General features: G+C 72.2%; 23 protein-coding genes and 1 tRNA gene. 8 read left to right on the top strand and 16 right to left on the bottom strand.

Features of this window, described 5'->3' with window-relative positions:
• The first annotated feature begins 1 nt into the window (after position 1).
• The 6 genes from ABEB09_RS15805 to ABEB09_RS15780 all read left to right on the top strand — a co-directional run bounded on the left by ABEB09_RS15805 (position 2) and on the right by ABEB09_RS15780 (position 9,691).
• Entirely contained in the window at positions 2-1,582 is a 1,581-nt protein-coding gene (locus tag ABEB09_RS15805; RefSeq protein ID WP_345690560.1) for a sensor histidine kinase, read from the top strand.
• A gap of 26 nt (positions 1,583-1,608) precedes the next feature.
• Complete coding sequence (locus ABEB09_RS15800; protein ID WP_345690559.1) at positions 1,609-2,901, top strand: bifunctional glycosyltransferase family 2/GtrA family protein; 1,293 nt, start codon at positions 1,609-1,611, stop codon at positions 2,899-2,901.
• On the top strand, positions 2,898-5,078 hold the full coding sequence (locus tag ABEB09_RS15795; RefSeq protein WP_345690558.1) for an ArnT family glycosyltransferase: 2,181 nt from the start codon (positions 2,898-2,900) through the stop codon (positions 5,076-5,078). The genes ABEB09_RS15800 and ABEB09_RS15795 overlap by 4 nt, the downstream gene beginning before the upstream one ends.
• Positions 5,079-5,148: 70 nt before the next feature.
• Positions 5,149-6,648: an MFS transporter gene (locus ABEB09_RS15790; protein ID WP_345690557.1), complete on the top strand. Its 1,500-nt coding sequence runs from the start codon at positions 5,149-5,151 to the stop codon at positions 6,646-6,648.
• Between the two features lie 27 nt (positions 6,649-6,675).
• Positions 6,676-7,473 carry a TetR/AcrR family transcriptional regulator gene (locus tag ABEB09_RS15785; protein ID WP_345690556.1) on the top strand — a complete coding sequence of 266 codons (798 nt, stop codon included), beginning with the start codon at positions 6,676-6,678 and terminating at the stop codon, positions 7,471-7,473.
• Between the two features lie 220 nt (positions 7,474-7,693).
• On the top strand, positions 7,694-9,691 hold the full coding sequence (locus ABEB09_RS15780; protein ID WP_345690555.1) for a PA14 domain-containing protein: 1,998 nt from the start codon (positions 7,694-7,696) through the stop codon (positions 9,689-9,691).
• Between the two features lie 148 nt (positions 9,692-9,839).
• On the opposite strand, the gene ABEB09_RS15775 is transcribed toward ABEB09_RS15780, so the two are convergent.
• Together ABEB09_RS15775 and ABEB09_RS15770 are read right to left on the bottom strand one after the other, a co-directional pair.
• On the bottom strand, positions 9,840-11,339 hold the full coding sequence (locus ABEB09_RS15775) for an MDR family MFS transporter (protein WP_465269109.1): 1,500 nt from the start codon (positions 11,337-11,339) through the stop codon (positions 9,840-9,842).
• Between the two features lie 71 nt (positions 11,340-11,410).
• Positions 11,411-11,866 (bottom strand): MarR family winged helix-turn-helix transcriptional regulator, encoded by a 456-nt coding sequence (locus tag ABEB09_RS15770; protein ID WP_345690553.1) that lies wholly within the window; start codon positions 11,864-11,866, stop codon positions 11,411-11,413.
• A gap of 150 nt (positions 11,867-12,016) precedes the next feature.
• Here ABEB09_RS15770 and ABEB09_RS15765 point away from each other — a divergent pair, with 150 nt between their 5' ends.
• Entirely contained in the window at positions 12,017-12,238 is a 222-nt protein-coding gene (locus tag ABEB09_RS15765; RefSeq protein ID WP_345690552.1) for a hypothetical protein, read from the top strand.
• A 9-nt stretch (positions 12,239-12,247) separates the two neighbouring features.
• Here ABEB09_RS15765 and ABEB09_RS15760 read toward each other — a convergent pair whose 3' ends face one another.
• The 9 genes from ABEB09_RS15760 to ABEB09_RS15720 form a co-directional block, all read right to left on the bottom strand.
• Positions 12,248-12,544: a hypothetical protein gene (locus tag ABEB09_RS15760; protein ID WP_345690551.1), complete on the bottom strand. Its 297-nt coding sequence runs from the start codon at positions 12,542-12,544 to the stop codon at positions 12,248-12,250.
• A 499-nt stretch (positions 12,545-13,043) separates the two neighbouring features.
• On the bottom strand, positions 13,044-13,901 hold the full coding sequence (locus ABEB09_RS15755; RefSeq protein ID WP_345690550.1) for an RNA polymerase sigma factor SigF: 858 nt from the start codon (positions 13,899-13,901) through the stop codon (positions 13,044-13,046).
• A 234-nt stretch (positions 13,902-14,135) separates the two neighbouring features.
• Positions 14,136-15,062 (bottom strand): RNA polymerase sigma factor SigF, encoded by a 927-nt coding sequence (locus ABEB09_RS15750; protein WP_345690549.1) that lies wholly within the window; start codon positions 15,060-15,062, stop codon positions 14,136-14,138.
• A 184-nt stretch (positions 15,063-15,246) separates the two neighbouring features.
• Positions 15,247-15,540: a Dabb family protein gene (locus ABEB09_RS15745; RefSeq protein WP_345690548.1), complete on the bottom strand. Its 294-nt coding sequence runs from the start codon at positions 15,538-15,540 to the stop codon at positions 15,247-15,249.
• A gap of 8 nt (positions 15,541-15,548) precedes the next feature.
• A complete protein-coding gene (locus ABEB09_RS15740) occupies positions 15,549-15,713 on the bottom strand; it encodes a hypothetical protein (RefSeq protein ID WP_345690547.1) in 165 nt (54 codons plus the stop codon).
• Positions 15,714-15,853: 140 nt separating this feature from the next.
• Positions 15,854-15,938 (bottom strand) — tRNA-Ser (locus tag ABEB09_RS15735).
• 44 nt (positions 15,939-15,982) lie between these two features.
• Positions 15,983-16,411 (bottom strand): tRNA adenosine(34) deaminase TadA, encoded by a 429-nt coding sequence (tadA, locus tag ABEB09_RS15730; RefSeq protein ID WP_345693951.1) that lies wholly within the window; start codon positions 16,409-16,411, stop codon positions 15,983-15,985.
• A gap of 53 nt (positions 16,412-16,464) precedes the next feature.
• Positions 16,465-16,989, bottom strand: a complete 525-nt coding sequence (locus tag ABEB09_RS15725; protein WP_345690546.1) for a tRNA adenosine deaminase-associated protein — start codon at positions 16,987-16,989, stop codon at positions 16,465-16,467.
• Between the two features lie 204 nt (positions 16,990-17,193).
• Complete coding sequence (locus tag ABEB09_RS15720; RefSeq protein WP_345690545.1) at positions 17,194-17,373, bottom strand: hypothetical protein; 180 nt, start codon at positions 17,371-17,373, stop codon at positions 17,194-17,196.
• 90 nt (positions 17,374-17,463) lie between these two features.
• Between ABEB09_RS15720 and upp the strand changes: the two genes are divergently transcribed.
• Positions 17,464-18,099 (top strand): uracil phosphoribosyltransferase, encoded by a 636-nt coding sequence (gene upp, locus ABEB09_RS15715; protein ID WP_345690544.1) that lies wholly within the window; start codon positions 17,464-17,466, stop codon positions 18,097-18,099.
• A 548-nt stretch (positions 18,100-18,647) separates the two neighbouring features.
• Here the strand turns inward: upp and ABEB09_RS15710 are convergent.
• The 5 genes from ABEB09_RS15710 to pip form a co-directional block, all read right to left on the bottom strand.
• On the bottom strand, positions 18,648-19,286 hold the full coding sequence (locus ABEB09_RS15710; protein ID WP_345690543.1) for a LytR C-terminal domain-containing protein: 639 nt from the start codon (positions 19,284-19,286) through the stop codon (positions 18,648-18,650).
• 98 nt (positions 19,287-19,384) lie between these two features.
• Positions 19,385-19,681 carry a type II toxin-antitoxin system VapB family antitoxin gene (locus ABEB09_RS15705; protein WP_003949502.1) on the bottom strand — a complete coding sequence of 99 codons (297 nt, stop codon included), beginning with the start codon at positions 19,679-19,681 and terminating at the stop codon, positions 19,385-19,387.
• Between the two features lie 177 nt (positions 19,682-19,858).
• Positions 19,859-21,388 (bottom strand): M28 family metallopeptidase, encoded by a 1,530-nt coding sequence (locus ABEB09_RS15700; RefSeq protein WP_345693950.1) that lies wholly within the window; start codon positions 21,386-21,388, stop codon positions 19,859-19,861.
• A gap of 161 nt (positions 21,389-21,549) precedes the next feature.
• The gene (locus ABEB09_RS15695; RefSeq protein ID WP_345690542.1) at positions 21,550-22,194 is read right to left on the bottom strand and encodes an HhH-GPD-type base excision DNA repair protein; all 645 of its coding nucleotides are present in this window, start codon (positions 22,192-22,194) and stop codon (positions 21,550-21,552) included.
• Between the two features lie 69 nt (positions 22,195-22,263).
• Positions 22,264-23,226, bottom strand: coding sequence for a prolyl aminopeptidase (pip, locus tag ABEB09_RS15690; RefSeq protein ID WP_345690541.1), 963 nt, complete (start codon positions 23,224-23,226; stop codon positions 22,264-22,266).
• Between the last annotated feature and the right edge of the window lie 20 nt (positions 23,227-23,246).

The raw sequence follows: 23,246 nt of genomic DNA, 5'->3' as shown, positions 1-23,246 counted from the left end.
CGTGCGGACGCGATGCCCGGCCGGTGACGGGCGTACGCGGAGGTGGGCGCGGCGGCCGTGGTCGCTGCGCACCCGGCTGGTCGTGTCCGCCGTCGCGCTCATCGCGGTCGTCGCCGCGGTCATCGGGGCCGTGACGACCATCTCGCTGCGCTCCTACCTGGTCGAGCAGAAGGACCAGAAGCTCACGGACGCGCTGCGGCGCAGCGCCCTGGACCGCTGGGACGACCCGCTGCGGTTCGTGGGAGCGCCCGGCAACCCGTCCGGGACGGTCGGCGGCCGTGCCGTCGGCGACGGGGACGTCCTCACCGTCGCCGGGCGGATCGACCAGCAGTACCCGGGAGCCCCGCTCGGCGCGCTCGACGCCCGGCAGCTCGCCGCCCTGTCCGCCGCCCCGCGCGACGGCGCCGTGCACACGGTGACCCTGCCGCGCCTCGGCGACCACCGCGTGCTGGCCTCCGAGGACGGCCGTACGGTCCTCGGCTTCCCGCTCGCCGACGTGCAGGAGACCGTGGGCACCCTCGTCTGGGCCGAGGTGTCCGTCACCGCCGCCGGACTCGTCGCGGCCGGGCTCGCCGGCGGCACCCTCGTCGGGGTCGCCCTGCGGCCCCTGCGCCGGGTCGCCGCGACCGCCACCCGCGTCAGCGAACTGCGCCTGCACAGCGGCGAGGTGGCCCTCCACGAACGCGTCCCCGAAGCCGAGGCCGACCCCCGCACCGAGGTCGGCCAGGTCGGCGCCGCCCTCAACCGGATGCTCGACCACGTCCACGCCGCGCTGGACGCCCGCCAGGAGAGCGAGACCCGCGTCCGCCGGTTCGTCGCCGACGCCAGCCACGAGCTGCGCACCCCGCTCGCCTCCATCCGCGGCTACGCCGAACTCACCCGGCGCGGCGGCGAGACGCCCGGCCCCGGGACGCGCCACGCCCTCGGGCGCATCGAGGCCGAGGCGCACCGCATGACCGGCCTCGTCGAGGACCTGCTGCTGCTCGCCCGCCTCGACGCGGGGCGGCCCCTCGCGTACGAGGAGACCGACCTCGCCCCGCTCGTCGTGGACACCGTGAGCGACGCCCGCGCGGCCGGACAGGACCACGTCTGGCGCCTGGACCTGCCGCCCGAACCGGTCACCGTCCACGGCGACGCCGCCCGCCTCCAGCAGGTCCTGGTCAACCTGCTCGCCAACGCCCGTACGCACACCCCTCCGGGCACCACCGTCACCGCCCGCCTGCGCGCCGACGCCGGGTTCGCCGTCGTGGAGGTCCAGGACGACGGGCCGGGCGTCCCGCCCGACCTGCTCCCGCACGTCTTCGAGCGGTTCGCGCGCGGCGACTCGTCACGGTCACGGCAGTCGGGGTCCACGGGGCTCGGGCTGGCCATCGTGCAGGCCGTCGTGGCCGCGCACGAGGGGCGCATCGACGTGGAGAGCGTGCCGGGACGGACCGTGTTCACGGTGCGGCTGCCCTCATACGGCGCCCGGCACCCTGACGGCGCCCCCGGCACGGATTCACAGGTGCCGCCCGGTACGGACTCCCGGGTGCCGCCCGGCACGGACTCACAGGTGCGGCACAGGCTCGTCACACAGCCCTGACAGCGCCGCCCGCGAGCGTCGTCCCCATGACAACGGAGACAACGGAGACAAGGGAATGCCGTGCGGGGGCCCTGCCCGCCCGGGAGCATCTGCCCGTGGGCGTCGCCGGCCGACCCGTGCTGGACGTCGTGATCCCGGTCCACAACGAGCAGAAGGACCTCGAACGCTGTGTGCGGCGGCTGCACGCCCACCTGACCCGCACGTTCCCGTACGGCTTCCGCATCACCGTCGCGGACAACGCCAGCACGGACAGCACACCGGACATCGCCGGCGCCCTCGCGGCGGCCGTGCCCGAGGTGCGGTCGGTGCGGCTGGAGCAGAAGGGCCGGGGCCGGGTGCTGCGGACCGTGTGGTCGGCATCCGAGGCGCCGGTCCTCGCGTACATGGACGTCGACCTGTCGACCGACCTCAACGCGCTGCTGCCGCTCGTCGCGCCGCTGATCTCCGGCCACTCCGACCTCGCCATCGGCTCGCGGCTGGCGGGCGGCTCGCGGGTCGTGCGGGGACCGAAGAGGGAGTTCGTCTCCCGCGCGTACAACCTGATCCTGCGGGGCTCGCTCGCCGCCCGGTTCAGCGACGCGCAGTGCGGCTTCAAGGCGATACGCCGGGAGGTCGCCGAGCGGCTGCTGCCGATGGTGGAGGACACCGGCTGGTTCTTCGACACCGAGATGCTGGTCCTCGCGGAGCGGGCCGGGCTGCGCATCCACGAGGTGCCGGTCGACTGGGTGGACGACCCCGACTCGACGGTCCACATCGTGAAGACGGCCACCGACGACCTGAAGGGCGTGTGGCGGGTCGGGAGGGCGCTCGCACGCGGCACGCTGCCGCTCGACCGGCTGGCCCGGCCCTTCGGCGACGACCCACGTGACCGGACGCTCAGCGGCGTACCGGGCGGGCTGGCCCGGCAACTGGTCGGTTTCTGCGTGGTGGGCGCCCTGTCGACGGTGTTCTACCTGGGGCTGTACGCGCTGTTCCGGCTCGGCACCGGGGCGCAGGCCGCCAACGCGGCGGCCCTGCTGGTGTCGGCCGTCGCCAACACCGCCGCCAACCGCCGCCTCACCTTCGGCGTACGGGGCCGGGAGCGGGCCGTCCGCCACCAGGCGCAGGGACTGGTCGTGTTCGGCATCGGCCTGGCCCTGACCAGCGGCTCCCTCGCCGCCCTCGAAGCCGCCACCGGCAACCCCGCGCAGGCCACCGAGATGGCGGTGCTCATCGCCGCCAACCTCGCGGCCACCGTCCTGCGCTTCCTGCTCTTCCGCGCCTGGGTCTTCCCGGACCGGCGTGACCCGTCCTCGTACGCACAGGGGGAGACCCGATGACCACCGCCCTGCCGGAGACCTCCGGTGTTTCACGTGAAACCAACGGCGCGGCACGCAGGGCCGTTGCCGCCCTCCCGGCGCGGCTGTGGCGCGGCCGCCACGAGGACGCCCCCTGGGTGCGGCCGGCCCTGCTCGGACTGCTCGCCGTCACGGGCGTGCTCTACCTCTGGAACCTGGACGCCTCCGGCTACGCCAACTCCTTCTACTCGGCGGCCGTCCAGGCCGGCAGCGAGAGCTGGAAGGCCTTCTTCTTCGGCTCGTCCGACGCCGCGAACTCCATCACGGTCGACAAGCCGCCGGCCGCGCTGTGGCCCATGGCCCTGTCCGTACGGCTCTTCGGGCTCGGCTCATGGCAGATCCTCGTCCCCGAGGTGCTGATGGGTGTCGCCACGGTCGCCGTCGTGTACGCCGCGGTCCGCCGCCGCTTCAGCCCGGCGGCCGGGCTCGTGGCGGGCGCGGTGCTGGCGCTGACGCCCGTCGCCGCGCTGATGTTCCGCTTCAACAACCCGGACGCCCTGCTGGCGCTGCTCATGGCCGTGGCGGTGTACTGCGTGCTGCGCGCGCTGGAGGACGCGCGGACGACGTGGCTGGTGTGGGCGGGGGTCGCGTTCGGGCTGGCGTTCCTGACGAAGACCCTCCAGGCGTTCCTGATCCTGCCTGCCCTGGCCGTCGTGTACGCGGTGTGCGCGCCGACCGGGCTCCCGCGGCGGTGCGGGCAACTGGCCCTGGCAGGGCTGGCGTTGGTGGTGTCCGCGGGCTGGTGGGTCGCGATCGTGGAGCTGTGGCCCGCGTCGTCGCGGCCGTACATCGGCGGCTCGCAGACGAACAGCTTCCTGGAGCTGACCTTCGGCTACAACGGCCTGGGCCGGATCAACGGCAACGAGGTGGGGAGCGTCGGCGGCGGTGGCGGCCAGGGAGGCGGCGGCCGCTGGGGCGAGACCGGGCTCGGGCGCATGGTGAACGACGCGATCGGCGGCCAGATCTCCTGGCTGCTGCCCGCCGCGCTGGTCCTGCTGGTGGCGGGGCTCGTGGTGACCTGGCGGGCGCCGCGTACGGACACCGCTCGGGCCGCGTTCCTCGTGTGGGGCGGCGCTCTGCTGATGACGCTGGCGGTCTTCAGCTTCATGGCCGGCATCTTCCACGAGTACTACACGGTCGCCCTCGCCCCGTACATCGCGGCGCTCGTCGGCATGGGTGTGACCGTGCTGTGGGAGGAGCGCGGGCGGATCGCCGCGGCGGCGACGCTGGCGGTGACGGTCGCGGGGACGGCGGGGTGGGCGTACGTCCTGCTGGCCCGTACGCCCGACTACGTGCCGTGGCTGCGCTGGGCGGTGCTGCTCGGCGGCCTGGTGGCCGCCGTCGGGCTGCTGCTCGGCGCCGGCGGGCGGCTGGGGCGGCGGGTGGTGCTGGGCGCGGCGGGGCTCGGGCTCGTGTCGGCGCTGGCCGCGCCCATGGCGTACACCCTGTCGACGCTGGCCACGGGTCACCAGGGCTCGATCGTGACGGCGGGGCCGTCGACGCGGGGCGGCGGGATGCCGGGTGGCGGATTCCGGGCCGGGGGCATGCGGCCGCCGCGGCAGGCAGGGCAGGCAGGGCAGCCGGGGCAGGACGGCCGGGGCTTCCCGGGCGGGCAGCTTCCGGGCGGCGGCCAGGGCGGCGGGACGATGCCGCCGGGCGCCGGCGGTCGAGGTGCGGGCCCCCAGGACGGCGCAACCCCCCAGGGCGAGCGCGGCTCCCGGACCGCAGGCGGCATGGGCGGTCTCCTGAACGGCGCCACCGTCACCGCCGGGGCCAGGGCGAAGCTCGCCGAGAACGCCGACGCGTACACCTGGGCCGCCGCGGCCGTCGGCTCCCAGAACGCGGCGAGCTACCAGCTCGCCACCGAGAAGCCGGTCATGGCGATCGGCGGGTTCAACGGCTCGGACCCGTCGCCGACGCTCGCGCAGTTCAAGCAGTACGTGGCGGACGGCAGGATCCACTACTTCATCGCGGGCGGCGGCGGCATGCGAGGGGGCGGCGCCAGCGGCGATGGCGGCGTTGGCGGCCCCGGCGGCAACAGCAGCTCGGAGATCGCCTCGTGGGTCACGTCCACCTTCACCGAGGTGACGGTCGACGGTGTCACGCTCTACGACCTGACGAAGCCGAAGGCGGGCACGGCCGAGAGCGCCTCCCAATAATCGCTATACAGCGTAAGAGCATCCTTGTACGGTGTAAGACAGTTCCCCTTACACCGTACAAGGAGCGTTGATGACGGCGACGACCGCCGAGAACACGAACAGCTCCGCCGCCGCACCCGGCAGCGGCGGAGGCCACCCGCAGCGCTGGCTGATCCTCGGCGTCATCTGCTTGGCCCAGCTCACCGTGCTGCTCGACAACACCGTCCTGAACGTGGCGATCCCCTCCCTCACCCGGGAGCTGCACGCCTCCACCGCCGACATCCAGTGGGTGATCAACGCCTACTCGCTGGTCCAGTCGGGCCTGCTGCTCACCGCCGGCAACGCCGCCGACCGCTACGGCCGCAAGAAGATGCTGCTGTCCGGCCTGGCGCTGTTCGGCGTTGGCTCGCTGGCCGCCGCGTACGCGGAGTCCTCCGCGCAGCTCATCGCGGCCCGCGCCGGGATGGGCGTCGGCGGGGCGCTGCTGATGACGACGACCCTCGCCGTGGTCGTCCAGGTCTTCGACGACACCGAGCGGGTCAAGGCCATCGCCATCTGGTCCACCGTCAGCTCGCTCGGCTTCGCGGCGGGCCCGCTGATCGGCGGGTTCGTGCTCGACCACTTCTGGTGGGGCGCGCTGTTCCTGATCAACATTCCGGTCGCGGTGCTCGGCCTCTTCGCGGTCACCGCGCTCGTACCGGAGTCGAAGCACAAGCAGGGCGACCGGCCGGACCTGCTCGGCGCGCTGCTGTCCACGGTCGGTATGACCGCCGTCGTGTACGCGATCATCTCCGGGCCCGAGCACGGCTGGACGTCCGGCCGGGTGCTCGTCGCGGCGGCCATGGGCCTCCTCGTCCTGGGCGCCTTCGCCCTGTGGGAGCTGCGCACGCCGTACCCGATGCTGGACATGCACTTCTTCCGCAACCAGCGGTTCGTCGGCGCGGTGGCGGGCGCGATCCTGGTCGCCTTCGGCATGACGGGCTCGCTGTTCCTGCTGACCCAGCACCTCCAGTTCGTCCTCGGGTACGAGCCGCTGGCGGCCGGTCTGCGGACGGCGCCGCTCGCGCTGACCGTCGTCGTGCTCAACCTCACCGGGCTCGGCGCGCGGCTGCTGCCCAAGCTCGGCACGCCGGGCACGATCGCGCTGGGCATGACCCTGGTGTCGGGCGGCCTCGTCTCCATCGCGCTGCTGGGCGGCCAGGGGTACGGCGGCATGCTGCTGGGCCTGGTGGTCATGGGCGCGGGCGTGGCCCTGTCGATGCCGGCCATGGCGAACGCCATCATGAGCGCGATCCCGCCGGAGAAGGCGGGCGTGGGCGCGGGCATCAACGGCACGCTCGCCGAGTTCGGCAACGGCCTGGGCGTCGCGGTCCTCGGGGCCGTACTGAACGCCCGGTTCGCCTCGCTGGCCGCCGTCACGGCGACTTCCCTGCCGGCGGCGCTCGCGGCGGCGGGCAGCGCGGCGGAGCGGACGCGCCTGTCGGAGGCGTTCGCGGCGGGCCTGGAGACCAGCCAGCTGGTCGGCGCGGCGGCCGTCCTGGCGGGCGGACTGCTGGCGGCCCTCCTCCTGCGGCGCGCCGAGCGCGCATAGCATCGGCCGGGAACGAGGAGGAAGCACATGGCGTCGGCGCCCGACAGCGCACAGCCCGCGGAGCCTGCGAAGGCCCTTGCCCGTACGAGCGTGTGGCTGGAGGACGGCAAACGGACCCGGCGCCGCAAGGCGGCCGCCGACCAGCCGTCCGGCCTGGACCGGGACCGCATCACCGCGGCGACGGTCCGGCTGCTGGACGCGGAGGGCCTCGCGAAGTTCTCCATGCGCCGCCTGGCGGCGGAGCTGGAGGTCACCGCGATGTCGCTGTACTGGTACGTCGACACCAAGGAGGACCTGCTGGAGCTCGCCTGCGACGCGGTCGCGGGCGAGGTGCCGCTGCCCGACTCCGAGTCGGGCGGCGACTGGCGGGACCAGCTGCGCGAACTGGCGTACGGCTACCGGGCACTGATGATCCACCATCCCTGGCTGTCGCCGCTGGTGGGCCGGTTCCTCAACATCGGGCCGCACTGGATGGCGCTGTCCCTGTGCGTCCAGCGGGTCATCCGCAACACGGGCCTGCCGCTGGACCGGCAGACCGGCGCGATCGCGGCGGTCTTCCAGTTCGTGTACGGCTTCGGCACGATCGAGGGCGACTACGTCCAGCGCTGCGCCGAGGCGGGCCTCACGCAGGACGAGTACTTCCAGCAGGCCATGGGCTCGATCGGAGCCGACCCGAAGGTCGCCGAGGTGATGGCGTACGCCACGGAGATCATGGACGCCCGGGGCGGCGAGACGGTCGCGGAGATGCGCGACCGCGACTTCGCCTTCGCCCTCGACCTCATGATCACGGGCATCGAGTCGATGGCGGCCCGCGCACAACGATGAGCCGGGCGGCTGCGCAGCGCAGAGCCGCGGGGGTGGCCGGAAAGACCTGGCCGGATGTGATCCGGACCGGTAGAGTCCGCTCGCTCGGCGTACCCCGGCCCCACCCGGTCGACGAGCCCCCACGCCCCATCCGCGTACTCGTCGCCTTCGCCGCGGCATGCCGCCGTGGCTCGAAAGGGCCCTCCCACCTGTGCTGAACACCCGTATACGGCAGAGAGCCGTGGCCGCTGCCGCCGTCATCGCGACGGCGGGCACCCTGCTCTCCGCCACACCGGCCGCCGCGGCGGTCTCGTGCACCTCTCCCGTCTGGAAGGTGCAGTTCTTCGCGAACACCTCCTTCGGCGGTACACCGAAGCTGACCGGCTGCGACGCGGCCATCAGCGAGAACTACGGCTACGGCGACCCGGCCGGGGTCACGCTGCCGAAGGACAATTTCTCCGCCCGCTGGACCGTCACCCGCGACTTCGGCTCCGGCGGCCCGTTCACCTTCACCGCGGAGTCGCAGGACGGCATTCGCGTCTACGTCGACGGCGCCCTCAAGATCGACATGTGGCGGAACGTCTCCTCGACCCAGCGCCGGACGCTCAACCTCTCCGTCCCGGGCGGCAAGCACACCCTGCGGGTCGACTTCGTGGCGTGGACGGGCGCGGCCAACGTGAAGTTCCTGTACGCGCCGCGCACCGCCGCCACCGTCGACACGGTGAGGCCGCTCGCGCCCCTCGGCGTGACCGCCGCCTACGACACGACACTGCACAAGGCCACCATCCGCTGGTCCAGGAACCAGGAGATGGATCTCGCCGGCTACCGCGTCTACCGACGGCTGTCCACCGCCGGCACCACCACGTGGACCAGGGTCAGCGGCAGCACCCTGCTGACCGGCACCGCGTACACCGACGCCCCTCCCGCCACGGGCGCGGGGTACGCCTATGAGGTGCGGGCGGTCGACAAGGCGGGCAACGAGTCGGCGGGCAGCGCGGACAGCTTCGTCACCAGCGTCGACGCCACCCCGCCCGGTGCGCCCGCCGGACTCGCGCTCACCGCGGAGCACACCGGTGTCACGGCGACCTGGCAGCCCGTGGCCGACGCCGCCTCGTACCGGATCAGCCGCGTGGACGCGGCCACGGGCGCGGTCACCCCGGTCGCGACGACCACCGGGACCCGCCACACCGACACGGCCGTGCCCTTCGGGAAGGCCTTCGTCTACCACGTCTCGGCCGTGGACGGCGCGGGTAACGCGAGCGCAGCCGCGACCGCCACGGCGACCCGCCCCGTGGCCGTACCGGCCCTGCTCTCGTCGGCCATCACGGAGGACGGCCGGGGCATGCGACTGCTGTGGAGCGTGCCGAAGGACGCGGACGTGGCGTCCTTCCGGCTGCACCGCGCGGCGACGTCGCCGGTGGCCGCGACCACCGGCACGCTCATCGCCTGCGAGCCGTCCCTGGTCCGCCACGAGGGCGACACGGCGGTGCACGGATGCGTCGACACGACCCTCGGCCGCTACGAGACCGCCAGTTGGGCGGTCGCGGCGGTGAGTGGTGACGGTGCCGCGTCGGCGCTGTCGAACGAGGTGACCGCGACGTACCGGGACCGCACCCCGCCCGCCGCCGTGACCGGCCTGACGGCCACGCCGACCGAATACGGCGTGGTGCTGAACTGGAACGCCAACACGGACCCGGACCTGAAGCGGTACGAGGTGTACATCGGCTACCTGTGGGGCGACGAGGAGGAGCGGGTCTGCAGCGGCAGCGCCGCGTACTACCTCGACAAGGCGACCACGACGTACACGTACCAGCGCACGCCCGACGGCGACGAGCTGTGCTTCTTCATCGACGCCGTCGACGAATGGAACAACTCCAGCTTCAAGTGGACCGGCAACGCCCAGGCCGTGCCCGTCGCGCTGCTGGACCTCACGCCGACGGTGGAGACCCCGCCGGGCGCCCCGCTGCAGCTGACCTCGCTGAAGGCGGCCGCTCAGGGCCCGGGCGTCGACCTGTCGTGGACGGCGGTCGACGACGCGTCCGGCTACCTGGTGTACCGCTGGAACCGTGACACGGCACAGTACGAGCGCCTGACCGCGGCCCCGGTCACCGCCACGACCTGGACGGACGCCACCGCCGCCACCGGCACCACCCACTACTACTGGGTGACCGCGGTCCTCCCCGACGGCTCGGAGACGTCCCCGGCAGCGGGCCACGTGATCCTGCCGCCAGCCGCCTGACGGGCGGTGCGCCTGCTCCTGCGGGCGCTCCCCGCCCGGCAGTAGGAGGCCCCGGCGCGCCCGGGTGGCGTCCCCTGCCACCCGGTCCGTGCCGGGGCCGTTTCCGCGCCGGGTGGGGGGCCTCCGCTCGGGGCCGCCCGCCGGGGGCTCACGCGCGCTTCAGAGCGACCTCGCGGATGAAGAGGGTCACCAGGAAGGCGATCAGCGCGAACGGCGCCGAGTAGAGGAAGACGTCCGCCACCCCGTGGCCGTACGCCGACTCCATCACCGTCCGGATCGGCGCCGGCAGCGCGTCCAGGTCCGGGATGCCGCCGCCCGCGGTGCCGCCGTGGCCCAGGGCCGCGCCCTTCGGGCCCAGCGCGGCCAGGCCGTCCTGGACGTACGTGGTGACCCGGTGGCCCATGATCGCGCCCAGCGCCGAGACGCCCACCGCGCCGCCCAGGGAGCGGAAGAAGGTGACGACGGAGGAGGCGGCGCCCAAGTCCTCCGGGGCGACCTGGTTCTGGGTGCACAGGACCAGGTTCTGCATCATCATGCCGAGGCCGAGACCCAGCACCGCCATGAACACGGCGACGTGCCAGTACGCGGTGTCGTGGCGGATGCCGCCCAGCAGGCCGAGACCCGCCGTCAGCAGGACGCCGCCCGTCACAAGCCAGGCCTTCCAGCGGCCCGTCCTCGTGATGATCTGGCCCGAGACGGTGGACGAGACGAACAGGCCCGCGATCATGGGGATGGTCAGGACGCCCGACATCGTCGGCGACTCGTTCCGCGCCAGCTGGAAGTACTGGCTGAAGAAGACCGTGCCCGCGAACATCGCGACGCCCACGAAGAGCGACGCGAGGGAGGCGAGGCTGATCGTGCGGTTGCGGAACAGGCGCAGCGGGATGATCGGGTCGCTCGCCCGGGACTCCGTCCACAGGAACAGCGCGCCCAGCAGCAGCGACCCGCCGACCATCACGTACGTCTGCCATGACAGCCAGTCGTACTTGTCGCCCGCGAAGGTGACCCAGATCAGCAGCAGCGACACCGCCGCGCTGATGAGCGCCGCACCCGACCAGTCGATCTTGACCTCGCGCCGTACCACCGGCAGCCGCAGCGTCTTCTGCAGCACGATCAGCGCGAGGACCGCGAAGGGCACGCCCACGTAGAAGCACCAGCGCCAGCCGAGCCAGTCGGTGTCGGTGATGACGCCGCCGAGCAGCGGCCCGCCGACGGTCGCCACGGCGAACGTCGCGCCCAGGTAGCCGCTGTACCGGCCCCGCTCGCGCGGCGGGATCATCGCGGCCATGACGATCTGGGCCAGCGCGGACAGGCCGCCCACGCCGATGCCCTGCACCACTCGGCAGGCGATCAGCATGCCCGCGCTCTGGGACGTGCCCGCGACGACCGACCCGACGACGTAGATGACGAGGGCCAGCTGCACCAGCAGCTTCTTGGAGAAGAGGTCCGCCAGCTTGCCCCACAGGGGCGTGGTCGCGGTCATCGCCAGCAGCGAGGCCGTCACCACCCAGGTGTAGGCGCTCTGGCCGCCGCCGAGGTCGGAGACGATCTGCGGCAGGGCGTTGGAGACGATCGTCGACGAGAGGATGGCGACGAACATGCCGAGCAGCAGCCCGGACAGCGCCTCCATGATCTGTCGGTGCGTCATCGGCCCGCCGGCGGCCCCCTCGGCGTGGCCGTCCCGCACAGCGGTCTGTGTGGTCGTAGCCATGACTTCCTTTACGCGTTCGTCTTCGGGATGTGGGCCCGGCAGTCTCCGAACGAGGCGCGGAGGCGGGCGAGCAGCGTGATGAGCTGTCCGACCTCGTCGTCGGTCCAGTCCTTCAGGTTCTGGGCGAACAGGTCCGCCGCCCGTCGGCCCAGGTCGTCGAGCAGGTCCCGGCCGGCGGGGGTGAGCCGGAGGATGCGGGAGCGTCTGTCGTCCGGGTCGGCCGTGCGCTCGACCCAGCCGTGCTCCACGACATGGGCGACGTGCCGGCTGGTGACCGACATGTCGACGGCCAGCAGCTCGGCGAGGCGGCTGAGCCGCATCTCGCCGTACCGGTCCAGCAGGGCCAGCACGGCGGCCGATCCCCCCGGGCACTCGCTGGGCAGCAGCCGTGCGACCCCGCGTTTCACGGCGCTCATCGCGCTGACCTGGCGGGCCAGCTCCTCGTACTGACTCCGCGCTGCCACGGACGGACACCTCCGCATCTTGTTGCTTAGGGCAACCATAGATACTGATGGTTGCTACAGGCAAATGAAATGGGGGCGCAAACGGCTAAAGACCTGGCAAAGGACGCCCGGGGTGGGGCCGGAGCCCCGGATTCGCTAGGGTCCTGCCCCATGGCACACAACCCCCACGCCCCCCAGGGCCCCGAGGGCAACGGCTCCTACGACCCGGCGGGCAGCACCCAGATGTTCCGCGCCTTCGTCGACGAGGGCGCCCCCCAGCGTCAGCAGCCCGCGGCGGCGGTCCAGTCGGCCGGCCCGCGCGTCGGCCTCATCGTCGGCGTCGTCGCGGTCATCGTCGTCATCGCCGCGGTCGCCTGGCTCGCCCTCGGCTGACCTCGCCCCTCACTCCCACGTGGCGGTGACCTCGCGGGTCTCCACCCGCATCCCGAGCGGCACCCGCCACGCGTCCACGCACACCAGATACGTCCCCGTCCTCGCCCCGCCCGCGGGGATCGGCGCGGGCAGCGGCTGAGCCGTCCACACGGTGGCCCAGTCGATGCCGAGCGCGCCGATGACATGCGTACCGAAGGCGACCGTCCCCGAACGCGCCGGTGACCCACCGGTGTTACGGAACTCCAGCGTCACCTGCTCGCACCAGCGCCGGTCCGTGGCGGAACGGACCGGCGCGGCGACGGTCACACGCGCGGGCGCAGGGGGGAGCGTGGGCGTGGGCGATGTCGTGGGCGCGGGGGACGGCGTCGGTGCCGTCGTCGCGGTCGGCTTCGGCGCGGCGGGCTTCGGAGCCGTCGGCTGCGGCGCGGCCGGGGCCGTCGAGGGCCACGGCCCACCGGGAGACGGTCCCTCCCCTGGAGGCTGTGGCCGTACGGACCCACTCGCGGCCGCCCGCGGTCCGCCTGTCGCCGAGCTGCCCCCTCCGGGTGGCGTGCCCGTCCCCTCCGGCGGCGCCAGGGGAACCATCCGTACGTCGCCCGTCGGCGCCACCGCGCCCGTCCCGGGATCGCCGATCGCCCCGACCGCCGTCCGTCCTTCACCCGCCTCGCCGCCGCACGCGGCGATGGCGGCGGCGCCCAAACAGCACGCCGCCGCCCAGGTCACCACACCGGCCCTCCGCCGCATCGCGCGTCGCATCGCGCCAGTGTGTCTGACGTATCGTCAGTTATGAAGTGCCGTACGGGACTCAGTCCGAGATCAGGCCCTCGCGCAGCTGCGCCAGCGTCCGCGTGAGCAGCCGCGAGACGTGCATCTGCGAGATGCCGACCTCCTCGCCGATCTGCGACTGCGTCATGTTCGCGAAGAACCGCAGCATGATGATCTGCCGTTCGCGCGGCGGGAGTTTGGCCAGCAGCGGTTTCAACGACTCGCGGTACTCGACGCCTTCGAGCGCGCTGTCCTCGTAGCCGAGCCGGTCCGCGAGCGAGCCCTCCCCGCCGTCGTCCTCCGGGGACGGCGAGTCCAGCGACGAGGCCGTGTACGCGTTGCCGACGGCGAGGCCGTCGACCACGTCCTCCTCCGACACCCCCAGTACGGCGGCGAGTTCGGGCACCGTCGGCGAGCGGTCGAGCTTCTGCGCCAGCTCGTCGCTCGCCTTGGTCAGCGCCAGTCGCAGCTCCTGGAGGCGGCGCGGGACGCGCACGGACCAGGAGGTGTCGCGGAAGAAGCGTTTGATCTCCCCGACGACCGTCGGCATCGCGAACGTGGGGAATTCCACGCCCCGTTCGCAGTCGAACCGGTCGATCGCCTTGATCAGGCCGATGGTGCCGACCTGGACGATGTCCTCCATCGGTTCGTTGCGGGAGCGGAAGCGGGCGGCGGCGTACCGGACGAGCGGGAGGTTGAGTTCGATCAGGGTGTCACGCACGTAGGTGCGCTCCGGGCTGTCCGCCCCCGCGCCCTCCGCGTCGAGCGCGCGGAGACGGAGGAACAGGGAGCGGGAAAGCGTGCGCGTGTCGATGGCTTCCGACGTGGCGGGAAGCGCGGCGGCCGGCTCGCTCTTGGTGAGCGTGAGCACCTTCGAGCTGCCCTGTTCTGCGGACATGCCACCCCCTTGAGGTCGCGGACGGTCGCGTGAGCCGCGACCATCGGAGGAACGCAGCCTCCACCTGAATACCGGCGCCGAGACTGCGGCAAACGCGGTTCCAGCAGAATGTCACATGTCGGCAACACGCTGTAGTGACTTGTCGACAAGGAGTGGCTGAATCTGTGCTGGAAACAAGGGGTGTGCGGCTTTTGGGGCGGTGAATTGTGGACCGAACGGGTCTACCCGATCCGGTTACGCGTCGATTCTGTTTGCGGATCGCAGACGGGCGAAGCTCCGGGCGAGGAGCCTTGACACATGCATCTGCGAGACGCCGAGTTCCTGGCTGATCTGGGACTGCGTCAGATTGCTGTAGTAACGGAGCATCAGGATCCGCTGCTCGCGCTCGGGCAGCTGGACGAGCAGGTGCCGTACGAGGTCGCGGTGTTCGACACCGGCCAGCGCGGGATCCTCGTAGCCGAGCCGGTCGAGCAGCCCCGGCAGGCCGTCGCCCTCCTGGGCGGCCTCCAGGGAGGTCGCGTGGTACGAGCGGCCCGCCTCGATGCAGGACAGGACCTCCTCCTCGGAGATCTTCAGTCGCTCGGCGATCTCGGCGGTGGTGGGTGAGCGGCCGTGCAGGGTCGTCAGGTCCTCGGTGGCGCCGTTCACCTGGACCCACAGCTCGTGCAGCCGCCGCGGGACGTGCACGGTGCGGACGTTGTCCCGGAAGTAGCGCTTGATCTCGCCGACGACGGTCGGCATGGCGAAGGTGGGGAACTGCACGCCCCGGTCGGGGTCGAACCGGTCGATCGCGTTGATCAGCCCGATCGTGCCGACCTGGACGACGTCCTCCATGGGCTCGTTGCGGGAGCGGAAGCGGGCCGCCGCGTACCGCACGAGGGGGAGGTTCGCCTCGATGAGCGCCGCCCGGACCCGGTGGTGCTCGGGGCTGCCCGGCTGGAGGGTCTTCAGCCGGCCGAAGAGGACTTGGGTGAGCGCCCGGGTGTCCGCCGCCCGGCTGCTGCCCCCGGACCGCGAGCGCGCCTGCGGCTGGGACTGCTGGGTCTGCGGCTCGGGGTGGGGCTGCGGTTGCGGCTGGGGCTCGGCGTCCTTCGTCGTCTCCTTGGTCTCGTTCGACTCGTTCTGGGGCGGCACCTGTTGAGGCGTGGTACTGGCCGGCACGATCGCGCCACCCCTTCGCGGTCAACGGTCAACTTCGGTCAACTCATCCGTCAAAAGCGGTCATAGCATCACAAGACATGTCCACTGTGTGCAAGCACCGCATAACGTCGTGTTGACCTGCGCAGGGGCACAGCGAAAAGCCCCGCACCTCGGGGGGTGCGGGGCTCGCCGTGGTGGAGGGGGCTCAGAATTCGTAGTCGGCAATCACCCAGGTGGCGAACTCGCGCCACTGCCCGGCGGCCGCCTGGTGCGCGGGGTGCTCGATGTACCGCTTCAGGGCGTCCGTGTCCTGGACCGCCGAGTTGATGGCGAAGTCGTACGCGATCGGCCGGTCCGTGATGTTCCAGGCGCACTCCCAGAACCTCAGCTCCGGGATGATCCCGCCCAGCTCCTGGAAGGCCTTCACGCCGGCCTCGACACGCGGCTCGTCGCGCCGCACACCCTCGTTGAGCTTGAACAGGACCAGGTGGCGGATCACAGTGACTCCTAGTTGACGAGCTCGGTCATGAACTGGCCGACGCCCTGGGCAGCGGACGAAATGCCCTCGAACCCTACCTGGACGAGGTCCGCGGCCCGATCGGGGGAGTTGATGATCGTGTACAGCACGAAGACGGCCAGGACATAGAGAGTGATCTTCTTCGCCTGTGCCATCGGTCCCGTCTCCCCCGTCTCTCCCCTGTGATCCCTGGGCGGTCGGGTGAGTCTAACCGAGCCCCCGATGAGCGGAACCGGTGCTGCGCACACACAGGAAGGGCCCCGGCGCCATCGCGCCGGGGCCCTTCACAAGAGAGCGGTAGCGGAGGGATTTGAACCCTCGGTGACTTGCGCCACACTCGCTTTCGAGGCGAGCTCCTTCGGCCGCTCGGACACGCTACCGAGAGAGAGCTTAGCCCAAAGGTGCCCGTACGCCGAAATCGATATCAGCGGTCGCGGAAGAAGCCGGTCAGCAGGGCCGCGCACTCGTCCGCCAGGACGCCGTGGATCACCTCCGGGCGGTGGTTCAGCCGCCGGTCCCGTACGAGGTCCCAGAGCGATCCGGCCGCGCCCGCCTTCTCGTCCAGGGCCCCGAACACCAGCCGGTCCACGCGGGACTGCACGAGCGCGCCCGCGCACATCACGCACGGCTCCAGCGTCACGACGAGCGTGCAGCCGGTGAGCCGCCACGCGCCGAGCCGCCGCGCCGCACGGCGCAGCGCCAGCACCTCGGCGTGCGCCGTCGGATCGCCGGTGGCCTCCCGCTCGTTGAAGCCGGTCGCGAGAGGCTCGCCGTCCGGGGCGAGCACGACCGCGCCGACCGGCACGTCGCCGGCCCGCGCGGCCAGCCCGGCCTCCGCCAACGCCTGCCGCATCGGCGCCTGCCAGGGCTCACGTACGGGATCGTGCAGGTCGGTCCGGTCGGGCACTAGCGCACGGTCTCCAGGACCTCGGAGGCACCCAGGGCGTCCGCGATCTCCGCGAGCGCGTCCGTGGAGAGCGCCAGCAGATCGCTCTCCGACAGGCCCAGGTCGTCGAGGATGCGGGTGTCGCCGACCGGCGCGGCGGGCACGGCCTCGGCGGCCGACTCCGCCTCGTCCTCCGTGTCGTCCGGCTCCCCGTCCTCGGTGCCGTCCAGGTCGAGCGCGTCCAGGTCGGCGTCGTCGTCGGCCAGGTCGTCGCCGAGCAGTTCCCTGGTGAGGATCTCCCCGTACGAGGAACGGGCGGCGGCCGCCCCGTCCGAGACGTAGATACGAGGATCGTCCTCGCCCTCGACGCGGACGATGCCGAACCACGCGTCCTCCTGCTCGATGAAGACGAGCACCGTGTCGTCGTCCGGCGAGGCTTCGCGGGCCAGGTCGGTCAGATCCGCCAGGGTCTCCACATCGTCGAGCTCTGTGTCGCTCGCTACCCACCCGTCTTCGGTGAGCGCGAGCAGTGCGGCGAAGTACACCGTGACTCTCCCACTGATCAGAGGTGTGACGATCGGGCGGCACGCTCCTGAATGCCCCGCCCACTCGGCATCGTGGCAGATCCGGGGCCTGAAGGAGAGGTGTTCCGCTCTTGCGTCGTGCACCAGTCTGAGGCCGGGGGCCGGTCGGCGTCACCCATCCGAACCACACGTCACCGATGATCACCAACCGTGACCGCGGCCGCCCTACCAGCGGAATGTGCGCATCCGCATGGCCTGGCGCATCCGGGCCGCCCGCGCCCGGCGGGGCTGGACGCGATCCCGCAGCGCCTTGGCCTCGTTCAGCTCACGCAGGAACTGCGCGCGGCGCCTCCTGCGCTCGGTATCGCCGGCCGCCTGTCGGTCGGGTTCTTCCTGGTCCGGCATGGCCACACCACCACCCCAGGGCTGGGTTCTTCCGACTCCACCTTCCCTCGCCTGCGTGGGTTGATGCCAGTGCGGGCTACTGTTGTGGGCATGCGGATCCACGTCGTCGACCACCCGCTGGTGGCGCACAAACTCACCACGCTGCGCGACAGGCGCACCGACTCCCCGACCTTCCGGCGGCTCGCCGACGAGCTGGTCACCCTGCTCGCGTACGAGGCCACCCGGGACGTGCGCATCGAGCAGGTCGACATCGAGACCCCCGTCACGCCGACGACCGGCGTACGGCTCTCCCACCCGCGGCCGCTCGTGGTGCCGATCCTGCGGGCCGGCCTCGGCATGCTCGACGGCATGGTCCGGCTCCTGCCGACCGCCGAGGTGGGCTTCCTGGGCATGATCCGCAACGAGGAGACCCTGGAGGCGTCGACGTACGCCACGCGCATGCCCGAGGACCTCTCGGGGCGCCAGGTGTACGTCCTGGACCCGATGCTCGCCACGGGCGGCACGCTGGTCGCGGCGATCCAGGAGCTGATCAAGCGGGGTGCCGACGATGTGACGGCCGTCGTGCTGCTGGCCGCGCCGGAGGGTGTCGCCGTGATGGAGCGGGACCTGGCGGGGACGCCGGTGACGGTGGTGACCGCGGCGGTCGACGAGCGGCTCAACGAGCACGGCTACATCGTCCCGGGCCTCGGCGACGCGGGCGACCGCATGTACGGCTCGGCGGACTGAGACCCCACCTCTTGCGGGCCCGCACCCCCACCGGGGGTGAGCGGCCCACGGGTGGGCGGTCCCACGCACCCCACCCCCGCCGCGGGTGAGCCGCCCACCGGGCGGGCGGGCGGGCCCTCCCACCCCACCCCCAGCCGGCCGACAGGCGCCCGACAACGGGACGGGGGTGGACCGGGGGTCGCGCGCGCAGGATTGGCGACGCAGTGACGCCTCGCTCTCAAGGCCCCGCACGAGCCAATCTGAGCACGTGACCCCCGGGCCGCCACCGGACCCACCCACCGTCGTGGCGCGCAGGGGGGACCCTCAGGCCGGGGGGCCGTTCCTCGTTGTGCCCACCCGTTCCTCCCCCAAGGACTACGTCCAGGGGGGACCCCCATGCGGAACGACTGCCCACAACGAGGAACGGCGGTCCCGCGACGCCAGCCCACGACGACGTAACGGCCGACGTCAGCCCGCAACGACGGAACGGCGGTACCGGCGCGAGCCCGCAACGACGGAACGGCGGCGTCAGCCCGCGACGGCGGACGCCGTCCGTGGCGAGGTGGTCCCTACTTCGCGCAGGTTGGAGTCGGGGGCTTGGGGTGGAGGAGGGTGGTCATGGCTGCCGTGGCGTCCGAGGGCGTGGCCAGGGTTTTGAAGGCGGTGCCCAGGATCAGGTCCACGTCTGCCGTGGCGCGGGCGTCCGTCTTGAGGGACGCGCCCTTCAGCTGCGTGCCGAGTACCGGCAACGCGCCCTTGGTGGCCGTCGGGGCTCCGAGCAGTATCCCGGTGCCGGGGACCTTCTTGTCGTAGGCCGCCGGAGCGTTGCCGACCTTGCCGATGGCGAAGCCGCGCTTCTGCAGCTCGTCGGCGGTCGACTTGGCCAGCCCGCTGCGGGGCGTGGCGTTGTACACGTTCACGGTGATCTGGCCCGGTTTGGGAAGCGCCGGAGCCGGGGCCGGCGCGGCGGCCGGCTTCGCCGGCTTGCAGGACGAGCCGGCCGTGGTGTGGCGTGCCGTACTGCCGGAGCCGCCGCCGAAAACGTCGATGAGCTGGAGCGTTCCCCAGCCGGCCAGGCCGAGGGCGGCCACTGCGGCGACGGACGCCAGGGCGATCCTGCCTCGGCGGCGGGGGCGGCGCATACGGGGGTACGTGTTGCCCGTGACGCGATACTTTCCGCCCATACCGGGGGGAGTGAGCATGCTCATGGGCGCAGCGTAATGCGGCCCGTCGGCTATGCCTACTAAACGATCAGCGTCAGAGGGCCGGACGGGTGGGAAAGAGCCCGGAAAGGCTCAGCGGCGGCTCAGTCGAGCTCCAGCACGCGGGCGTGGAGGACCTGCCGCTGCTGGAGGGCCGCGCGTACGGCGCGGTGCAGCCCGTCCTCGAGGTAGAGATCGCCCCGCCACTTCACGACGTGCGCGAAGAGGTCGCCGTAGAAGGTGGAGTCCTCGGCGAGCAGCGTCTCCAGGTCCAGCTGGCCCTTGGTGGTCACGAGCTGATCGAGGCGGACCGGACGCGGCGCGACATCCGCCCACTGCCGGGTGCTTTCCCGGCCGTGGTCGGGATACGGCCGGCCGTTACCGATGCGCTTGAAGATCACACGGAAAGCCTACCGGGCGACCGGCTGCCGGCGCAGCCACGCGGAGGCAGTGCCATGCCGACGGGGGACCTCGCACAGTGGGGCATTCCGGACGCGCGTCGGCTGTGCGTCGGGCGCTCGCACGGCGGCGCGCCACGGGGTGACCCCGTGGCGCGCCGCTCGGCGAGGGTGTGGTGCCTACTCGGTGACCTCGTGGTCGTGGTCCTCGTGCAGGCCGCCGCCGCTGCCCGCGTCGCCGTCGGTCGGGACGAACTCGACCGGCTTGCGCAGCGAGCTGAGGTCGTGGGCGTAGGTGCCGACCGCGTTGGCGATCACATCGATGTTGGTGTCGAACGCCACCATGTCGATGTTGTCGATGTTGTCGCACGCGGCGTGGTAGCAGGCGTCGTACGCCGTACCGGCCGTGCCGCCGAAGAGCTTCGCCTGGGCGTCGGTCTTGATGCCCTCGGCGCCGGTGAAGGTGCCGCCGGACGGGATGCCGACCGCGATGAACGGGCCGTAGTCGGAGCGGCCGGTGAAGTCGGTGCCGGCGTGCGGCTTGCCCTTCTTGTCCAGGAACTCGTTGATGTCGCGCTCCAGCTGGGCGGAGCCCTCGGGGCCGGCGGGGGCGCCGACGCCGTCGGAGTTGTCGCCGTCGTAGACGAACAGGCCGTAGTTCGGCGAGGCGATCATGTCGAAGTTCAGGTAGAGCTTGATCTCCTTGCGGCCCAGCTCGTCGAGGTTGTCGACGTAGTGCTCGGAGCCGAGGAGGCCCAGCTCCTCCGCGGACCACCAGGCGAAGCGCACCTTGTTGGTGGTCTTGTCCTTGTACTTGGCGAACTTGAGGGCGACGTCGAGGAGGCCGGCCGAGCCGGAGCCGTTGTCGTTGATGCCGGGGCCGGCCGCGACCGAGTCGAGGTGGGAGCCGAGCATCACGGTGTTGGCGGCGTTGCCGCGCTGGGTCTCCGCGATGACGTTGTTGGTGGTCCGGGTCTCCTGGAGCTGGCGGATCTCCAGGTTGACCTCGACGGGGCCCTTCGCCAGGTCGGCGGTGAGCTGCTCGCCCTCGGCCTTGGTGATGCCGCCGGTGGGGATCTTCCCGGCGTCGGCCGCGCCGAGGGTGCCGGCGAGGGCACCGTCGGTGTTGTTGTAGATGATGGCGCCGACGGCGCCCGCGGCGGCGGCGTTGGCCTGCTTCGCCGCGAAGGTGCAGCCGCCGCGCTTGATCAGCGCGATCTTTCCGGTGAAGGTGCCGGTCGCGAAGTCGGTGGGCTCGCAGCCCGTGGTGCCGTCCGCGTCGACCGGGACGGCGGCCAGGGCGGCCTTGGTGCCGCCGACCGGCGTGGACTTGGTGTAGGTCATCGCCGATATCGCCACGTCGCGCGGGGCGGGCGAGACGACGGAGAGCTTCTGGGCCTGCGTCTCCGTGTAGACGAAGTCGAACTTCTGGTACGAGACGTCGTACCCGGCCTTCTTGAGCTGCTGGTACACGTACGCCGCCGAGGCGTCGTGGCCGAGCGTGCCGGCGGCGCGGTTTCCGCCCGCCGTGTCGGCTATCTGCTGGAACTTCTGCAGGTGCTGGTGGGCGCTGTCGGCGGAGGCCGACTCGACCAGCTTCCGGGCCAGCTTCGCGGCGTCCTTGGCCGGTGTGCTCCGGCCTGCGGCAGCGGGGGAGGCAGAGGCCAGCAGAAGCGGGGTGGCGAGTGCGGCTGCGGCCAGGGTGGCCACGGCTCTGCGAGAGGATGCGTTCACAGAGGTCCTTCCCGAACGGACGAGGTTGAGGGGAAGCTAGCGATCTGCCGGGCTTCTGGGAACAGATGTGCCACAACTCACGCTGTTTTTCGTCGGATTCGTGGAGGGAGAGGGGGTTCTGAAGGAGAACTTCCGCTCTAGCGGGGTTTCTTGGCAGGATCCGCGGCTTTCGAGCTCTTCGCCGTCTTGGCCGTCTTGGTTTCCTTCGTCCCTTTCGCGGCCCGCTTGGCCTCCTGCTTGAACGCCCGGACCCTGGCCAGCGACTCGGGGCCCGTGATGTCCGCCGCCGACCGGTACGATCCGGCCTCGCCGTACGGGCCCGCCGCCTCCCTCCAGCCCTCCGGGCGCACGTCGTACTGCTTGCCGAGCAGGGCCAGGAAGATCTGCGCCTTCTGCTTGCCGAACCCGGGCAGCGCCTGGAGCCGGTCGAGCAGCTCCCGGCCGCTGCCGACCCCGGACCAGACGGCGCTCGCGTCGCCCCCGTACTCGTCGACCAGGAACCGGCACAGCTGCTGGACGCGTTGTGCCATCGAGCCCGGGTAGCGGTGCACGGCCGGCTTCTCGGAGAGCAGCGCCGCGAACGCCTCGGGGTCGTGGGCGGCGATCTCGTGCGCGTCCAGATCGTCCCGCCCGAGGCGCCGCGCGATCGTGTACGGCCCGGAGAACGCCCACTCCATGGGGACCTGCTGGTCCAGCAGCATGCCCACCAGCGCGGCGAGCGGGCTCCGGGCGAGGAGGGCGTCGGCCTCCGGCTGCTGGGCGAGGCGGATCGTGGGGCTCATGCAGTGATGATCAGCCGATGGGCCGCGGGCGTGCGCGGTGGCTTGGGCCTGTGGGGTTACGGGTTGGGCTCACGGGGTGGCGTCAGGGGTGGCCGCGAAGCGGTCCAGCGCGGCGAGGACGTGGGACCGGGTCGTCTCCGTGCCCAGGTGCCCCGAGTCGTCCACGACGATCAGCTCCGCGTCCTGCCATGCCCGGCTCAGCTCCCACGCAGTCGTCAGGGGACCGCCCAGGTCGAGCCTGCCGTGGATCAGCACGCCCGGGATGCCCGCGAGGCGGTGCGCGTCCCGCAGGAGGGCGCCTTCCTCCAGCCAGGCGCCGTGCGAGAAGTAGTGCGAGCAGATCCGGACGAGGGCGCGGCGGGCGGCGTCCGGGCGGCCCGTGTACGGGGTTCCCGCGCCCTCCAGGGACACCACCGCGTCCTCCCACGCGCACCAGTCGGCCGTGGCCCGCTCCCGGACGGCCGGGTCCGGGTGCGCGGCCAGGCGGGCGTACGCGGCGGTGAGTTCGGCGGCGGTACGGGCGTCGGTGCCGGAGCCCGCGCGGAACCGGTCCCACGCCTCCGGGAAGAACCGGCCCACGCCCTCGTACAGCCAGGCGATCTCCGAGCGGCGGGTCGTGGTGACGGCGGGGACGACGATCTCCGAGACGCGGTCCGGGTGGCGTTCGGCGTACGCCAGGATCAGCGTCGAGCCCCAGGAGCCGCCGTACAGGAGCCACCGGTCGATGCCGAGGTGCGCGCGGAGGCGCTCCATGTCGGCGACGAGGTGGTGCGTGGTGTTGGCGGCCATGTCCGTGGTCGGGTCGCTCGCGTGCGGAGTGCTGCGGCCGCAGCCGCGCTGGTCGAGGAGGACGACGCGGTACCTGGCCGGGTCGAAGAGGCGGGTGGTGGCGGGGTGGCAGCCGGAGCCGGGGCCGCCGTGCACGACGAGGGCGGGTTTGCCGGCGGGGTTGCCGTGGGCGGCCCAGTGCACGCGGTTGCCGTCACCGACGTCGAGCATGCCGTGCGCGTAGGGCTCGCTTTCCGGGTACATGGGGGTCACGCTATCGGCGC

It is taken from the genome of Streptomyces coeruleoprunus (assembly GCF_039542925.1).
GTDB lineage: Bacteria > Actinomycetota > Actinomycetes > Streptomycetales > Streptomycetaceae > Streptomyces > Streptomyces coeruleoprunus.
The sequence above is the reverse complement of the archived record's forward strand: the minus strand, read 5'-3'. Positions and strand labels throughout refer to the sequence as shown.

Bases quoted from the DNA above. Each gene is read 5' to 3' on its own strand.
- ABEB09_RS15755 (WP_345690550.1), bottom strand. From the start codon at position 13,901: ATGTCCGCAGAACAGGGCAGCTCGAAGGTGCTCACGCTCACCAAGAGC.
- tadA (WP_345693951.1), bottom strand. From the start codon at position 16,411: ATGCGGCAGGCGTTGGCGGAGGCCGGGCTGGCCGCGCGGGCCGGCGAC.
- ABEB09_RS15765 (WP_345690552.1), top strand. From the start codon at position 12,017: ATGGCACACAACCCCCACGCCCCCCAGGGCCCCGAGGGCAACGGCTCC.
- upp (WP_345690544.1), top strand. From the start codon at position 17,464: ATGCGGATCCACGTCGTCGACCACCCGCTGGTGGCGCACAAACTCACC.
- pip (WP_345690541.1), bottom strand. From the start codon at position 23,226: ATGTACCCGGAAAGCGAGCCCTACGCGCACGGCATGCTCGACGTCGGT.
- ABEB09_RS15800 (WP_345690559.1), top strand. From the start codon at position 1,609: ATGACAACGGAGACAACGGAGACAAGGGAATGCCGTGCGGGGGCCCTG.
- ABEB09_RS15695 (WP_345690542.1), bottom strand. From the start codon at position 22,194: ATGAGCCCCACGATCCGCCTCGCCCAGCAGCCGGAGGCCGACGCCCTC.
- ABEB09_RS15795 (WP_345690558.1), top strand. From the start codon at position 2,898: ATGACCACCGCCCTGCCGGAGACCTCCGGTGTTTCACGTGAAACCAAC.
- ABEB09_RS15790 (WP_345690557.1), top strand. From the start codon at position 5,149: ATGACGGCGACGACCGCCGAGAACACGAACAGCTCCGCCGCCGCACCC.
- ABEB09_RS15785 (WP_345690556.1), top strand. From the start codon at position 6,676: ATGGCGTCGGCGCCCGACAGCGCACAGCCCGCGGAGCCTGCGAAGGCC.
- ABEB09_RS15740 (WP_345690547.1), bottom strand. From the start codon at position 15,713: ATGGCACAGGCGAAGAAGATCACTCTCTATGTCCTGGCCGTCTTCGTG.
- ABEB09_RS15710 (WP_345690543.1), bottom strand. From the start codon at position 19,286: ATGAGCATGCTCACTCCCCCCGGTATGGGCGGAAAGTATCGCGTCACG.
- ABEB09_RS15775 (WP_465269109.1), bottom strand. From the start codon at position 11,339: ATGACGCACCGACAGATCATGGAGGCGCTGTCCGGGCTGCTGCTCGGC.
- ABEB09_RS15720 (WP_345690545.1), bottom strand. From the start codon at position 17,373: ATGCCGGACCAGGAAGAACCCGACCGACAGGCGGCCGGCGATACCGAG.